The sequence below is a fragment of the Mesorhizobium sp. WSM3864 genome, from assembly GCF_002294955.1.
In the GTDB taxonomy this organism is placed as follows: Bacteria; Pseudomonadota; Alphaproteobacteria; order Rhizobiales; family Rhizobiaceae; genus Mesorhizobium.
In genome coordinates, this window is sequence record NZ_NSGD01000005.1 from 323,467 (window position 1) to 338,086 (window position 14,620).

The 14,620-nt window shown below is 63.9% G+C and carries 15 protein-coding genes; 5 read left to right on the forward strand and 10 right to left on the reverse strand.

Annotated features, from left to right (window positions below; genetic code table 11):
• Positions 1–169: 169 nt before the first annotated feature.
• From CK215_RS14250 to CK215_RS14270, 5 genes are read left to right on the forward strand one after another with little or no spacing between them, the layout of a single operon-like run.
• Positions 170–1,768: an ABC transporter substrate-binding protein gene (locus CK215_RS14250; protein WP_067003638.1), complete on the forward strand. Its 1,599-nt coding sequence runs from the start codon at positions 170–172 to the stop codon at positions 1,766–1,768.
• A 50-nt stretch (positions 1,769–1,818) separates the two neighbouring features.
• On the forward strand, positions 1,819–2,826 hold the full coding sequence (locus CK215_RS14255) for an ABC transporter permease subunit (RefSeq protein WP_095777561.1): 1,008 nt from the start codon (positions 1,819–1,821) through the stop codon (positions 2,824–2,826).
• Positions 2,827–2,852: 26 nt separating this feature from the next.
• The gene (locus tag CK215_RS14260) at positions 2,853–3,737 is read left to right on the forward strand and encodes an ABC transporter permease subunit (RefSeq protein ID WP_067003755.1); all 885 of its coding nucleotides are present in this window, start codon (positions 2,853–2,855) and stop codon (positions 3,735–3,737) included.
• Positions 3,737–4,588, forward strand: a complete 852-nt coding sequence (locus CK215_RS14265) for an ABC transporter ATP-binding protein (protein ID WP_095831268.1) — start codon at positions 3,737–3,739, stop codon at positions 4,586–4,588. The genes CK215_RS14260 and CK215_RS14265 overlap by 1 nt, the downstream gene beginning before the upstream one ends.
• Before the next feature lie 13 nt (positions 4,589–4,601).
• The gene (locus CK215_RS14270; protein ID WP_067003757.1) at positions 4,602–5,426 is read left to right on the forward strand and encodes a dipeptide ABC transporter ATP-binding protein; all 825 of its coding nucleotides are present in this window, start codon (positions 4,602–4,604) and stop codon (positions 5,424–5,426) included.
• A gap of 22 nt (positions 5,427–5,448) precedes the next feature.
• Here the strand turns inward: CK215_RS14270 and CK215_RS14275 are convergent, their stop codons facing one another.
• The 10 genes from CK215_RS14275 to CK215_RS14325 all read right to left on the reverse strand — a co-directional run bounded on the left by CK215_RS14275 (position 5,449) and on the right by CK215_RS14325 (position 14,516).
• Positions 5,449–6,729: a cysteine desulfurase-like protein gene (locus tag CK215_RS14275; protein WP_095831269.1), complete on the reverse strand. Its 1,281-nt coding sequence runs from the start codon at positions 6,727–6,729 to the stop codon at positions 5,449–5,451.
• A 38-nt stretch (positions 6,730–6,767) separates the two neighbouring features.
• Positions 6,768–7,442 carry an amino acid ABC transporter permease gene (locus tag CK215_RS14280; RefSeq protein ID WP_067324409.1) on the reverse strand — a complete coding sequence of 225 codons (675 nt, stop codon included), beginning with the start codon at positions 7,440–7,442 and terminating at the stop codon, positions 6,768–6,770.
• A 108-nt stretch (positions 7,443–7,550) separates the two neighbouring features.
• Positions 7,551–8,336 (reverse strand): ABC transporter substrate-binding protein, encoded by a 786-nt coding sequence (locus CK215_RS14285; RefSeq protein ID WP_067003647.1) that lies wholly within the window; start codon positions 8,334–8,336, stop codon positions 7,551–7,553.
• An 83-nt stretch (positions 8,337–8,419) separates the two neighbouring features.
• A complete protein-coding gene (locus CK215_RS14290; protein ID WP_095831270.1) occupies positions 8,420–9,559 on the reverse strand; it encodes an aminotransferase class V-fold PLP-dependent enzyme in 1,140 nt (379 codons plus the stop codon).
• 159 nt (positions 9,560–9,718) lie between these two features.
• On the reverse strand, positions 9,719–10,447 hold the full coding sequence (locus CK215_RS14295; RefSeq protein ID WP_095777556.1) for a GntR family transcriptional regulator: 729 nt from the start codon (positions 10,445–10,447) through the stop codon (positions 9,719–9,721).
• 226 nt (positions 10,448–10,673) lie between these two features.
• Positions 10,674–11,069 (reverse strand): RidA family protein, encoded by a 396-nt coding sequence (locus CK215_RS14300; protein WP_095831271.1) that lies wholly within the window; start codon positions 11,067–11,069, stop codon positions 10,674–10,676.
• A 42-nt stretch (positions 11,070–11,111) separates the two neighbouring features.
• Entirely contained in the window at positions 11,112–12,260 is a 1,149-nt protein-coding gene (locus CK215_RS14305) for an acyl-CoA dehydrogenase family protein (RefSeq protein WP_095831272.1), read from the reverse strand.
• 230 nt (positions 12,261–12,490) lie between these two features.
• Entirely contained in the window at positions 12,491–13,303 is an 813-nt protein-coding gene (locus tag CK215_RS14315) for an enoyl-CoA hydratase family protein (protein ID WP_095831273.1), read from the reverse strand.
• Positions 13,300–13,764, reverse strand: a complete 465-nt coding sequence (locus tag CK215_RS14320) for a MarR family transcriptional regulator (RefSeq protein WP_095782349.1) — start codon at positions 13,762–13,764, stop codon at positions 13,300–13,302. Before CK215_RS14320 ends, CK215_RS14315 begins: the two co-directional genes overlap by 4 nt.
• Positions 13,758–14,516, reverse strand: coding sequence for an SDR family NAD(P)-dependent oxidoreductase (locus CK215_RS14325; protein WP_095831274.1), 759 nt, complete (start codon positions 14,514–14,516; stop codon positions 13,758–13,760). Before CK215_RS14325 ends, CK215_RS14320 begins: the two co-directional genes overlap by 7 nt.
• Positions 14,517–14,620 lie beyond the last annotated feature (104 nt).

Sequence of the window (14,620 nt, forward strand, 5' to 3'; positions counted from 1 at the left end):
TGAGCGAAAAATTCTGCTCATTTTTTCTGCTATTTGAGGAAAATGCGGATTCTTTTCCTGCTTACCGTGGGGTACGCAAACGGGGTGTTCCAAAGCCCCAAAAACGGTGCTTATATGCGCGCTTCGCGAGCCTGATAGAGGGGCTTGGAAGAACATCAGGGAGTGCTCAATGAAAAAGACAATGACTTTTGCAGCCGCGTTGCTGGCTGCAAGCGTCCTCGGCGGGATGGCCAATGCAAAGACGCTTGTTTATTGCTCGGAAGCGTCGCCGGCCAATTTCGATCCGGGTACGACGACGGGCGGCAACGACTTCGACGCTTCGTCGCGCACGGTCTATTCGCGCCTGGTCGAGTTCAAGCATGGCGGCACCGAGATCGAGCCCGGCCTCGCCGACAAATGGGAAATCTCCGACGACGGCCTGGTCTATACTTTCCACTTGCACCCTGGCGTGAAGTTCCAGACCACCGACTATTTCAAGCCGACCCGCGACCTCAATGCCGATGACGTCGTCTTCTCGTTCGACCGTCAGTTCAACAAGCAGAATCCGTGGAACGGCGAGAAGTATCTGCCGAACCTGACCTGGGACTACTACACCGGCATGGACATGCCGAAATACGTCGCCAAGTGGGAAAAGGTCGACGACCTCACCGTCAAGCTGACGCTGACCGAGCCGAACGCGCCGATGCTGGCCAATCTCGGCATGGACTTCGCCTCGATCGTGTCGAAGGAATATGCCGACCAGCTCGAGAAGGAAGGCAAGATGGCCGACTTCTCGACCAAGCCGATCGGCACCGGGCCGTTCCAGTTCGTCGACTATCAGCTCGACTCGGTCATCCGCTATGCGGCGAACCCCGACTACTTCAAGGGCAAGGAGAAGATCGACGATCTGGTCTTCGCCATCACGCCTGACGCGACCGCCCGCATCCAGAAGGTGCTGGCCGGCGAATGCGATGTCGCTCCCTATCCGAACCCGGCGGACATCGCCACCATCAAGGCCAACAAGGACGTGACCCTGATGGATCAGGCCGGCCTTAACATCGGCTACATGAGCTACAACACGACGATCCCGCCGCTCGACAAGCCGGAGGTTCGTCACGCGCTCAACCAGGCGATCGACCGGGAAGCGCTGATCAAGTCGCTGTTCCAGGACGCTGGCGCGACGCCGGCGCAGAACCTGATCCCGCCGACCATGTGGTCGTGGAACAAGGATGTGAAGTTCGATTCCTATGATCCGGAAGCGGCCAAGAAGGTGCTGGCCGACGCCGGGCTGAAGGAAATCCAGCTCTGGGCTTCCGACCGCGTTCGTCCTTACAACCCGAACTTCCAGCGCGCGGCTGAGCTGATCCAGGCCGACTGGGCCAAGGTCGGCGTCAAGGCCGAGATTGTCAACTACGAGTGGACCAAGTATCGCGAGGAAGGCAAGAAGAAGGAGCGTCCCGGCGCCTTCCAGATCGGCTGGACCGGCGACAATGGCGATCCGGACAATTTCTTCGCCACCCTCTTCGCGTGCTCGGCCATCGGCGTCTCGAACTATTCCAGCTGGTGCGACAAGGACTTCGAGGACCTGATCCAGAAGGCCAAGAAGACCAGCGACCAGGGCGAGCGCACCAAGCTCTATGAGCAGGCCCAGGAAATCTTCGCCAAGCAGGCGCCGGCCTTCCTGCTGGCTCACAGCCAGGTCTATGCCGTTGTCCGCAACAACGTCAGCGGCTTCAAGATGGACCCGCTCGGCATTCATCGCTTCGACGGCGTTGACAAGGCCGAGTAATATTTGCGAACGGGGCGGCGCGAATTGTCGCCGCCCCATTCCATTTCACGATGCTCAGATATCTCCTCAACAAAATCGCACTTCTGATCCCGACGCTCGTCGGCATCACCATCTGCGCCTTCGCCTTTGTCCGGCTGCTGCCCGGCGATCCGATCCTGGCCATGGCCGGCGAGCACGGCGTCACCCCCGCCCGCTACCAAGAGCTCAAGGAACAGTTCGGCTACAATCTGCCGGTCTGGGAGCAGTATGCGCGCTATGTCGGCGAGGTCGCGACCGGCGATTTCGGCGTCTCGATTTCCTCCAAGCGCCCGGTGCTCCAAGAGTTCAAGACGCTCTTCCCGGCGACGCTGGAATTGTCCTTCTTCGCCATGATCTTCGCCATGGCGATCGGCATCCCGGCCGGCATATTCGCGGCCGTCAAACGCGGCTCATGGTTCGATCAGTCGTTGATGGGCACCGCGCTGGTCGGCTATTCCATGCCGATCTTCTGGTGGGGCCTGCTGCTCATCATCTTCTTTTCCGGCTATCTCGGCTGGACGCCGGTGTCGGGCCGCATGGGCCTGCAGTTCTTCCTGAAGCCGATCACCGGTTTCATGACCATCGACAGCATTCTCTACGGCAAATGGGACGCGCTGCGCTCGGCGCTCAGCCATCTCATCCTGCCGGCGATCGTGCTCGGCACGATTCCGCTGGCGGTGATCGCGCGCCAGACCCGTTCGGCCATGCTCGAGGTGCTCGGTGAAGACTATGTCCGCACCGCCCGCGCCAAGGGCCTTTCCGCCGCCCGCGTCATCGGTGCGCACGCACTTCGCAACGCCCTGATCCCGGTCGTCACCACGATCGGCCTGCAGGTCGGCACGCTGCTTGCCGGCGCCATCCTCACCGAAACCATCTTCGCCTGGCCGGGCATCGGCAAGTGGATGGTCGATTCCATCTTCAAGCGCGACTATGTCGTCGTGCAGTCAGGTCTGCTTTTGATCGCACTCATCGTCATGGCCGTTAACCTCATCGTCGACGTGCTTTATGCCGTCATCAACCCGCGCATCAGGGCGGCGTGATGAGCCAGTCGACCGAAATCGCCCCGATGGCCGCCGGCAGCCCGGACCGGCTGACCGGCTTCAAGACCTTCTGGCACTATTTCTCGGTGAACCGCGGCGCCGTCATCGGCTTGGTCGTCTTCATCCTGCTGGTGCTGGCGGCGCTCTTTGCGCCGTTGCTCGCGCCCTATGCGCCCGACGTGCAGGACAAGACAGCCTTCCTCAGGCCGCCGGCCTGGCAGGCGGGCGGCAGCTCGCAATATATCCTCGGCACCGATCCGGTCGGCCGCGACATCCTCTCGCGCCTGCTCTATGGCGCGCGTTTCTCGCTGCTCATCGGCGCCGTCGTCGTCACGCTGGCCCTCGTCGGCGGCATCACACTCGGCTTGCTGGCAGGCTATTTCCGCGGCTGGGTCGACGTCGCAATCATGCGCGTCATGGACCTGATCCTGGCCTTCCCGTCGCTGCTTCTGGCGCTGGTGCTGGTCACCATTCTCGGCCCCGGCCTGTTCAATGCGATGCTGGCGATCTCGCTCGTCCTGCAGCCGCATTTCGCCCGCCTGGTGCGCGCTGCGGTGATGGCTGAAAAGAGCCGCGAATATGTCGTGGCTGCCAAGGTCGCCGGCGCCGGGCACCTGAGGCTGATGCTCAGGACCATCCTGCCGAACTGCCTGGCGCCGCTGATCGTCCAGGGCACGCTGTCCTTCTCGAACGCCATCCTCGAAGCCGCAGCGCTTGGCTTCCTTGGACTCGGCGCGCAGCCGCCGACGCCGGAATGGGGCACCATGCTGGCCTCGGCGCGCGAATTCATCCTGCGCGCCTGGTGGGTGGTGACTTTCCCCGGCCTTGCCATACTTATCACGGTGCTCGCCATCAACCTGATCGGCGACGGCCTGCGCGACGCGCTCGATCCGAAGCTCAGGAGGTCGTGATGGCATTGCTCGACATCCAGAACCTCGTCGTCGAGTTCCAGACCGCCTCCGGCCCGTTCCGCGCCGTCGACGGCGTCTCGCTCCGTGTCGACGAGCGCGAGGTGCTCGCCATCGTCGGCGAATCCGGCTCCGGCAAGTCGGTGTCGATGCTGGCGGTTATGGGCCTGTTGCCCTGGACGGCCGCTGTCACGGCCGACCGAATGACGTTTGGCGGCCGCGATCTCCTCAAGATGGGTCCGGCCGAGCGCCGCAAGATCATCGGCAAGGACATTGCCATGATCTTCCAGGAGCCGATCGCCAGTCTCAATCCTTGCTTCACCGTCGGCTTTCAGATCGAGGAAGTGCTGCGCTTCCATCTCGGCATGGATCGCGCACAGCGCCGGGCGCGCGCCATCGAGTTGTTGAAGCAGGTCGGCATTCCGGAGCCGGCCGAGCGGCTCAACTCCTTCCCGCATCAGATGTCGGGCGGCCAATGCCAGCGCGTCATGATCGCGATGGCCATTGCCTGCAATCCGAAGCTGCTGATTGCGGACGAGCCGACCACCGCGCTCGACGTCACCATCCAGAAGCAAATTCTCGACCTGCTTGTGTCGCTGCAGGCCAAATACGGCATGGGCCTGATCATGATCACCCACAATATGGGCGTGGTCGCCGAGACCGCCGATCGCGTCATCGTCCAATACAAGGGCCGCAAGATGGAAGAGGCCGACGTGCTGTCGCTGTTCGAGAACCCCAAGAGCAACTATACGCGCGCGCTGCTGTCTGCGCTGCCGGAGAACGCCGTCGGCGACCGGCTGCCGACCGTCTCCGACATGCTGTTCGAGCCGGCGCCCCCAGAAGCCAGTGCATGACCGGAGCCGGCGCATGACCAAGGTTGTCGAAGGCAAGAACATCAAACGCGACTACCATGTCGGCGGCGGCCTGTTCCGCCCCGCGCGCACGGTGCATGCGGTGAAGGGCGTCTCCTTCAGCGTCGATAAGGGCAAGACGCTCGCCATCGTCGGCGAAAGCGGCTGCGGCAAGTCCACGCTCGCCCGCATCATCACGCTGATCGATCCCGCGACCGCCGGCGATTTGTTCATCGACGGCAACAAGGTCGACATCGCCAAGGACGGGTTGACCAAGGAAATGCGTCGCAAGGTGCAGATCGTCTTCCAGAATCCCTACGGGTCGCTCAACCCGCGTCAAAAGATCGGCGACGTGCTCGGCGAGCCGCTGCTGATCAATACCGACAAGCCGGCCGAGGAACGCCGCGACCTGGCGATGAAGATGCTGAAGAAGGTCGGTCTCGGCCCTGAGCACTACAACCGCTATCCGCATATGTTCTCCGGCGGTCAGCGCCAGCGCATCGCCATTGCCCGCGCACTGATGCTGAACCCGAGCCTGCTGGTGCTGGACGAGCCGGTCTCGGCGCTCGATCTTTCGGTGCAGGCGCAGGTGCTCAACCTGCTCGCCGACCTGCAGGACGAGTTCAAGCTGACCTATGTCTTCATCAGCCACGATCTGTCGGTGGTGCGTTATATCGCCGACGACGTGATGGTGATGTATTTCGGCGAGGCGGTCGAATACGGCTCGCGCGACGAGGTCTTCTCGGACCCCAAGCACAGCTACACCAAGACGCTTTTCGCCGCGACGCCGCGCGCCGACGTGGCAAGCATCAAGGCGAGGCTGGCGAAGAAGGCGGCGTAGGCTCGAACCAGACGTCCGGGCGTCACGACAGCTTCGCAATGATTGCCCGCAGCGCTTCGCCGAAACGGTGCACTTCCTCGACCGTGTTGTAGTGCACCAGCGAGGCGCGGATCGCGCCGCTGTGCATCGGCAGGTTCAGCCGCTTCATCAGCCGTGGCGCATACATATGGCCGTCGCGGATGCCGATCTGCAATGCCGCCATCTCCTCGACGATCCTCTGCGGCGACAGTGTGCCGATGTTGAAGCAGAAGGTCGGCACGCGCTCATGGATGCGCGCCTCGTCGGCGACGCCGTAGATTGTCGCGCCGCAGGCCTTCAGCACCTTCATCATCTCGCGCGCCAGCGTCAGCTCGTACTCGCGGATGGCGTTCATGCCGGCGACGATGTTGTCGCGGCGCGAGCGGTTGTTCTCGGCCAAGAAATTGCGGCCGATCGACTCCAGGTAGCGCACCGCTGCGTCCATGCCGGAGACATTCTCGTAGATGAAGGTGCCGGCCTCGACCTTGTAGGGCGGCTCATCCGGGATGAAGTCCTCGCGAAAGGTCGGCAGCCGCTTCAGCGTTTCGAAGCGGCCCCAGAGAAAACCCATATGCGGCGAGAAATTCTTGTAGCCTGAGCAGACGAGATAGTCGCAGTCCCAGGCCTGCACGTCGATCAGCCCGTGCGGCCCGTAATGCACGCAGTCGAGGAGCACTTCCGCGCCTGCCGCATGCGCGATCTTGGCGACCGAAGCGACATCGACAATCGAGCCGATCGAGTGCGCGGTCACCGTGCAGGCGACGAGCCGGGTGCGGTCCGACATCAGCGGCTTGAGGTCGTCGACATGCAGATTGCCGTCCTCGCGCATGCGCCACCATTTGAACCTGGCGCCGGCCTGCTCCAGCGCCAACCACGTGGCGATGTTGGCGTCATGATCCATGTCGGTGACGACGATCTCGTCGCGTTCCGAAAGCATCTGGCCGATGCCGAGGCTGACCAGGCGGATGAACGAGGTGGCGTTCATGCCGAAGCAGATTTCGGACGGGCTGTAGGCGTTGATCAAAACCGCCACGCTTTCACGCGCTTCGGCGACGGACTGGTCGACGGTGACGCTGCGGCCGTAGCGGCCGCCGCGCTGCACGTTGTGCGCCACCAGATGGCTGGTCACCGCGTCGAGCACGCTTTGCGGGATCTGGGCGCCGGCGGCGTTGTCCATGAAGATGAAGTCGCCGGCCTGCCGGAGCGCCGGGAACATGGCGCGGATCTTCTCGACCGGGAACGAAGCGGCGCTCTCCTGCGCTTTCGAAACATGGTGCTGGTTCACGGGAGTCTCCTTCAGCTAATCGAGGTCATTCTAAGGGATCAGTGCGCGGACCGAGCTTTGCCGCGCTCTTCGAGGTAGCCGACCAGCCGCACCAGCGGCCACAGGAAGGCCAGATAGATGATCGCCGCGCCGATCAGCGGCGTCGGATTGGCCATCAGTGCCTGCGCGTCGGTCGCCTGCTTCAAGAGATCCGGCATCGCCACCACCGAGGCGAGCGCGGTGTCCTTGAACACCGAGACGCAGTTGCTGGTGAGCGGCGGAATGACGACACGGATCGCTTGCGGCAGGATCACCTTGCGCATGGCGACCCAAAAGGGCAGGCCGAGCGCCGAGGCGGCCTCGAACTGGCCCTTCGGAATGTTCTCGATGCCGGCGCGGCAGACTTCCGCCGTGAAGGCCGCCAACACCAGTGACAGCGCAAGTGCTGCCGAGACGAAGGACGACAGGCGGATGCCGATGAAGGGCAGGGCGTAGTAGATCAGGATCAGCACCACCAGGATCGGAAGCGCGCGGAACATGTCGATATAGAGCGTCGCCAGCCGCCTGAGCGGCTTCGGCGCGTAGAGCCGCACCAGGCAGATCGCCAGCCCGCCGATCGTGCCGAAGATGATCGCCGCGCAGCCGAGCAGAATGGTGTTGCCAAGACCGCGGATCAGGATCGGAAACGATCGGACCAGGATGCCCCAGTTGAAGAAGGTGTCGATCAGTTCCATCGGCGCTCACCGTGAGACAAGGTTCGCCGTGTTTGGCGAGACCCAAATGGTCGAAGCGAGAGCGCCAACTCTTGCTGCCGCTCCCGTCTAAATTTCTGATCAGCCGGCTTATTGCGGGATCGGGCCAGGCGTCACCGTGCTGGTGCCGGCTTCCGGATCGACGCCGAACCACTTTTTGTGGATCGCGGCCATGGTGCCATCCTTCTTCATTTCGCTGATGGCGTCGTTGACCTTTTCAAGCAGCGGATGGCCCTTCTTGGTCATCATGGCGAAGCGCTCGCCGGTCGGGATGCGCACCAGGATCTTTAGCGCTGGCATCTGCTTGATGGCGAACAGGAAGCCGGCGAGCTCGCCCGCGCCGCCGTCGATGCGGCCGTTCTGCACGTCGAGCAGAAGGTCCTGCTGGGCGTTGTAGCTCTTGGTTTCTGCAACGCCGAGCTTGGCGGCGTTCTCCTTCATGTAGGCTTCGCCTGTCGAGCCGGCGATGACCCCGATGGTCTTGCCCTTCAGATCGTCGAGCGATTTGATGGCGGAATCCGCCTTGCCGACGATGGTACCGTCGCTGTCGTAATAGGCTTGCGTGAAGCCCTGGTTCTGCAGCCGCTCCTTGGTGACCGAGATCGAGGACACGGCAAAGTCGATGCGGCCCGAAGCGGTCGCTGCGAACAGCGCCTGGAAGCCGAGATCCTGGAACTCGACCTCTGCGCCGATGCGCTTGGCGACATCATTGGCGACGTCGATCTCAAACCCCTCGAAGGCGCCCGAATCGGTCTTGTATTCCCATGGCGGGTTGGCCGGATAGGCGCCCACCATGATCTTGTCGGCGAAGGCGGGCGCCGCAAAGGCGAGGCCGGCAGCGACGGCCATCCCAATCAGTCCTAGACGTTTCAACATCTTGCTTCCCTCTGGTTCGGTTCCTGATCCGCCCCTTTCCGGCGCCAAACTCCCGGGCGCCGCAGGCGAGGCGGTACCTGAATTCACGACGCGCGGCGTCGCCGCGACCCGATATGCTCCGTGAGCTGCGCGATCAGCGCATCGACCGCCGTCTCTGTGGTGACCATGCCGGGAGACAGCCGCAGCGTGGTGCCGCGCGCATCGCAGTAAAGCCGCTCGTCGCGAAGCGCAGCTATGATCTTCGCCGGCTCGGTGCCTTGCGGCAGGCCGAGCACCACGCTGCCGCCGCGTTCACTGGCATCGAGCGGCGAGCGGATCTCCCAGCCATTCTCCAGCGCGGCGCCGATGATACGCTCGACGAGCCCGGCATTCTGCGCGCGGATGATGTCGATGCCGGTCTGTTCCACCCACTCCAGCCCGGGCAGCGAGGCGACGCTTGCCAGGATCGCCGGCGTGCCATGATCGAAGCGGCGCGCATCGTCGGCGTAAGTGAAAGCTTCGAGGTCCCAGGAGAACGGGTTCGGCTGACTGAACCAGCCCCGCAACTCCGGCCGGCAGGACGCCAGAAGGTCCGGCGCGACCTGCAAAATGCCGGCGCCGGAGGATCCACACAGCCATTTGAGCGAAGTCGAGACCACGAAATCGACCGGCGTCGCGGCAACCGAAAACGGCGCCACGCCGATGCCCTGTGTGACATCAACGCCGACTATGCTGCCCACGGCGCGGCCATGCGCGGCGAGGCGGCCGACATCGCAGCGGTACGAGGCCGTCGAGGTGACGAAGGTAATGAGCGCGAGCCCGACATCCGCCTGCCAGCGGTCGATGAAATCCTGGTCGCGAACCCAGGTCTCGCCAGGCCGCAATGGGACGGTGTCGAGGGTGAAGCCGAAACGCTCTCCCAAGCCCGCCAGCAGGAAATGCAGGCTAGGAAAACAGTCGGCGGCGACCAGCAGCCGCTTTCCCGCCAGCCGCTCCGTCGGCAAGCCACCGATCAGGCTATAGAGCGCGGCGGTGACATTCTCGGCCGTGGTCAGCGTGCCTTGCGGCGCCTCGATCAGCCGCCTCCAGGCATCGATGAAGCGTTGCCGCGCCGCAAGCGCGGCAGGCCACTGACCGTCGTCTTCCGCCGACCAGATGTTCGAGAAATCCGTCAGCGAGGCGGCCATTCGCTCGGCCTTGCCGGGGAAGGTGCCGATCGAATGATAGAGAAAATAGCCGGACATTCGCTGTCTCGCTCCCTGTGATCATGTGATCACAAATACGGACAGGGATCAATGAGCCGCAGCTGAAGAAATGCGGGTCAGCGCCTCAAAATCCGGCTGTTCTCTTGGTCCAGGAGCTTGGCCCAGGCGGCTTCAAAGCCACTCTGCGGCGGCCGCCTATCAAGGCGCCCTTCCGAAAGCGGCAAAATCGACCGGTCTGGGCTCCGGCACGTCAGGACAGATCGCCCGCAAAGTCGCTTGTGTCGCCGTGATATCGGCCACCACCTCGTCGCGCGCGCGAGTGAAATCCTTGTCCTTGATGGCCGCTATGATCGCGGCGTGCCGGCCCGAAGGCTCCATGGTGCCGGCGCGCATCAGCGGCGCGACATGGTTGGACAACAGCCGCATGTACGGACCGAAGCGCAGCCACAGCGTCTCGATCAGCTGAAACAGCACATCGGAGCCGGAGGCGCGGTATATGGTGAAGTGGAACTGCTGGTTCTTGGCGATCAGCTCGTAGATGCTGCCGTCGCGGCCGATCGCCCGCTGGTCGTCAGTAACCCTTTGCAGCAAGCCGATCTCGGCTGCGGTCAGGCGCGGCGCGCCAAGCTCGGCGGCCAGCCCCTCGACGGCGAGCCGGGCCCGGCAGAGGTCGTCGAGCCGCGCTCGAGTCACCGCGGGCACGCAGGCTGAGCCGTTCTGCGAGATTTCCAGCGCGTTCTCCGCCGCCAGCCGCCGCAACGCCTCGCGCACCGGCATATTTGAGGTGCCGAAAGCCTCCGCCAGCGAGGCGATGGTCAGCACCTGCCCGGGATCGAAGCTGCCGACCATGAGGGCATGGCGAAGCTGCTGGTAGACGCCATCCTGGACCGTGATGCGTCCCGATATTGGTTCGAAGCCCAGAGCCACGCTTTTGCTTCCTTGGGAGCAGGCAAAGTTTATGTGCGAATATCCGCCAACGCGGGTATGATCATCTGATCACAAATTGTGCCGACAGCCAAGCGGCCGTTGCCGTACTGTCACGGCAATGCTGACGGACGGAAGGCAGATACGATCCCTCGAGCGTCAGCGCCGAGTTGGCGTAGCCTTCGCCGCTTCAGGCCATTGCGAAATAGAAGCCAGTAGCGCCTCCGGCTCACTCCGGAATAATTGCGATTGCCTGTATCTCCACCTTCGCCCGGTCCTCGACCAGCGCCACCACCTGCATGGCGGCCATCGCCGGAAAATGCCGGCCGATGACAGCGCGGTAGGCTTCGCCGATCCCTTTGAGGTTGGCGAGGTACTCGGCCTTGTCGGTAAAATACCAGGTCATCGAGGTGATGTGCTGCGGCTCCCCGCCGGCCTCGGCGAGAACGGCGGCGACATTGGTGAGGGTCTGGCGCACCTGATCGACGAAATCGTCGGTCTCGAACCGGCACTCGGCATTCCAGCCGACCTGGCCGCCGATGAAGACCAGCCGGCCACGCGCGGCAACGCCGTTGGCATAGCCGATCGGTTTGGCCCAGCCTTCCGGCTGCAGGATCGTGTGCATGTCTAGCCTCCCTTAAGTGAAATGCGGTCCGCAAGCATGATCTCACGCCGCTCCCATCACTTGCCTGGCGATCACCACTTTCTGCACGTCGGAAGCGCCCTCATAGATGCGCAGCGCGCGTATCTCGCGATAGAGGCTCTCGACGATGTGGCCCTTGCGCACGCCGTCGCCGCCATGCAGCTGCACCGCCTTGTCGATCACTTCCTGCGCCTTGTCCGTGGAGAACAGCTTGGCCATTGCCGCCTCGCGAGTGACGCGGGCGGCGCCCATATCCTTGGTCCAGGCGGCGCGATAGACGAGCAGGGCGGCGGCGTCTACATCCAGCGCCATGTCGGCGATGTGGCCCTGCACCATCTGCAGTTCGGCCATCGGCGCGCCGAACAGTTTTCGCTCGGACACCCTTTTGATGCTTTCGTCCAACGCTCTTCGAGCAAAGCCGAGCGCCGCGGCACCCACGGTCGAGCGGAAGACGTCGAGCACCGACATGGCGATCCGAAAACCGTCGCCGGGTTTGCCGATCAGGGCGGAAGCCGGAACGCGCACATTGTCGAAGGAGAGCCGCGCGAGTGGGTGCGGGGCGATAACTTCCAATCGTTCGGCGATGCCAAGGCTTTTGGTGTCCGCAGGCACGATCAAAGCGGAAATTCCCTTGGCGCCGGGCGCCTCGCCGGTGCGGGCGAAAACAATGTATACGTCGGCAATGCCGCCATTGGAGATCCAGGTCTTCTCGCCCGAGAGCAAGTAGAAATCGCCGTCGCGGACAGCCGCCATTTCCATGTTGGCGACATCCGATCCCGAGCGCGGCTCCGACAGCGCAAAGGCTGTGATCGCCTGGCCCGCCCGAGTCTTTTCCAGCCAGCGCTGCTGCTCCGGCGTGCCGAACAGCGAGATCGCGCCGGTGCCAAGGCCCTGCATGGCGAAGGCGAAGTCGGCGAGCCCGTCATGGCGGGCGAGTGTCTCGCGCGTGATGCAGAGCGTGCGCACGTCGAGCGGCCCCGGCTTGTCGGGATCGAGCGCCGTCGGCTTCAGCCAGCCGTCGCGGCCGAGCATGGAGACGAGGTTGCGGCAGGCCGCGTCGATATCGTGGTGATCGACGGGCAGGTTCTTGGTGCACCAGGCGTCGAGATTTTCGGCAAGTTCGCGATGGCGGTCTTCAAAGAAGGGCCAGTTGAGGAAGGAACGGTCAGGCATCGGTGCCTCCGCACTTCTGCGAGGTTTGCACTTTACGGCGCCCCCCTCTGTCCTGCCGGACATCTCCCCCACTTGGGGGGAGATTGGCAGTTTTGGCGTCCCGCTCATTCATGCGACCTTGGCGATTGGCGAAGGCAGAGATGACAGCTGATCTCCCCCCTTGTGGGGGAGATGTCCGGCAGGACAGAGGGGGGCGCTGTCCTGCCAACGTATCCAGCATCGCGCTCATCTCAATTCCCCTCGAACACCGGCTTTTGCTTGGCCACGAACGCCTTGTAGGCACGCTCGAAATCGCCGGTCTGCATGCAGATCGCCTGTGCCTGCGCTTCAGCCTCGATCGCCTGGTCGAGACCCATCGACCATTCCTGGTTCAACTGCGTCTTGGTGATGCCGTGCGCGAAGGTCGGGCCGGAGACGATGCGCGCTGCCATCTCGAGCGCGTCGGCCTCGAGCCCCGCCGCATCGACCAGCCGATTGTAGAACCCCCAACGCTCGCCTTCGGCCGCGCTCATCGTGCGGCCGGTGTAAAGCAGTTCGGCGGCGCGGCCCTGGCCGATGATGCGGGGCAAGATCGCGCAGGCGCCCATGTCGCACCCGGCAAGGCCGACGCGGGTGAACAGGAAGGCGGTCTTTGCTTCCGGCGTCGCGATGCGGATGTCGGAGGCCATGGCGATGATCGCGCCGGCGCCGACGGCGACGCCATCCACCGCCGCGATGATCGGCTTGCCGCAATTCAGCATCGCCTTGACGAAGTCGCCGGTCATGCGCGTGAAGGAGAGCAGCGCCTTCATGTCCATCTTGACCAAGGGTCCGATGATGTCGTGGACATCGCCGCCCGAGCAGAAATTGCCGCCATTGGGCAGGAACGCCACGGCGTCGACATCATCGGCGTAGACGAGATCGCGAAAAGTGTCGCGCAGCTCGGCATAACTGTCGAAGGTCAGCGGGTTCTTGCGCTCCGGCCGGTCGAGCCGGACCTTCGCGACCCTGCCTTCCACCTCCCAGAGGAAGTGCTTCGGCTTGAGCTTGGCCATGGCGCTCATTCGCGTCCCTCCCAATTGCTGCGGAACGATTTCAGCATGCCGGTCAGCCGGCGCGCTTCGTCCTCGCTGACAGTGCCGAGCAGCTCGCCGACCCAGTTCTCATGCGCCGCGGCGATTGCCGCGAAAGACTTCGCGCCTTCCTCGGTCAGCCGCACCATCGAGGTGCGGCGGTCGCCGTTGCGGCGCGCGCGCGTCACCAGCCCTTCGGAGACCAGCCTGTCGACGATGCCGGTGATATTGCCGTTCGACACCAGCAGGAATCGCGACAGGTCGCTCATCAGCATGCCCTCCGGCGAGCGGTAGAGCGCCGCCATCACGTCGAAGCGCGGCAGCGTGGTGTCGAACTCCTTCTTCAGCCGCTCGCGCAGCTCGGCCTCGATCGTGCGCGAAGCACGCAGCAGGCGGATCCACAGCCGCAACCTGTCCTTGCCCGGCCCGATAGACGTCGGTCCCGCTACCATGTCTCGCCTCCCGAGACCGAGATCGCCTGTCCGGTGATCGACCGCGCCGCATCGCTGCAGAGCCAGAGCACCGTCGCGGCGACCTCTTCCGGCTGGATGAAACGCGCCTGCGGGTTCGCAGCCGAAAGGCTCGCGCGTGCCTCATCGGCGGAACGGCCGGTCTTCTCGATGATGCGCTGGATGGATTCCTCCAGCATGTCGGTTTCGACGAAGCCCGGGCAGATGGCGTTGACGGTGATGCCGGACTTGGCGGTCTCGGCTGCGAGGGCCCGCATCAGCCCGACGACGCCATGCTTGGCCGCCACATAGGGCGCGACATACGCGTAGCCCTTCAGTCCGGCGGTCGAGGCAATGAAAACGATACGGCCTGTGTTTCGCGCCAGCATGCCGGCAAGCGCTGGCTTCACGGTCAGGAAAGCGCCGGTGAGGTTGACGTCGAGCGTGCGCCGCCAGTCGGCGAGCGAGGTCTTGTAAGCCGGCGCACTGGCAGCCATCCCGGCATTGGCGACGACGATTTCGAAGGGACCGCGCGCCGCTTCGGCCTTCTCGTACAGCGCCGTCATGTCGGCTTCGTCGGTGACATCGGCGCCGATGCCGAAGATGCGGTCGTTTGCCTTCGCGACTTCATTCAGCGCGGCCTTGCGGCGGCCGCAGATGGTGACGGCGACGCCGGCTTCCGCCAGCGACAGTGCGATCGCACGGCCGACGCCGGAGCCGCCGCCGGTGACCAGCGCATGCTTGCCGGTGATCATGCGCCAGTCCTCCAGGCAAGGCGCTGCCACTCACCCTTACCCTCTCCCCGTGAAGGACGGGGAGAGGGGGCCGCCAGCGTTTGAGCTTGTGCCTTCTCCCCGTC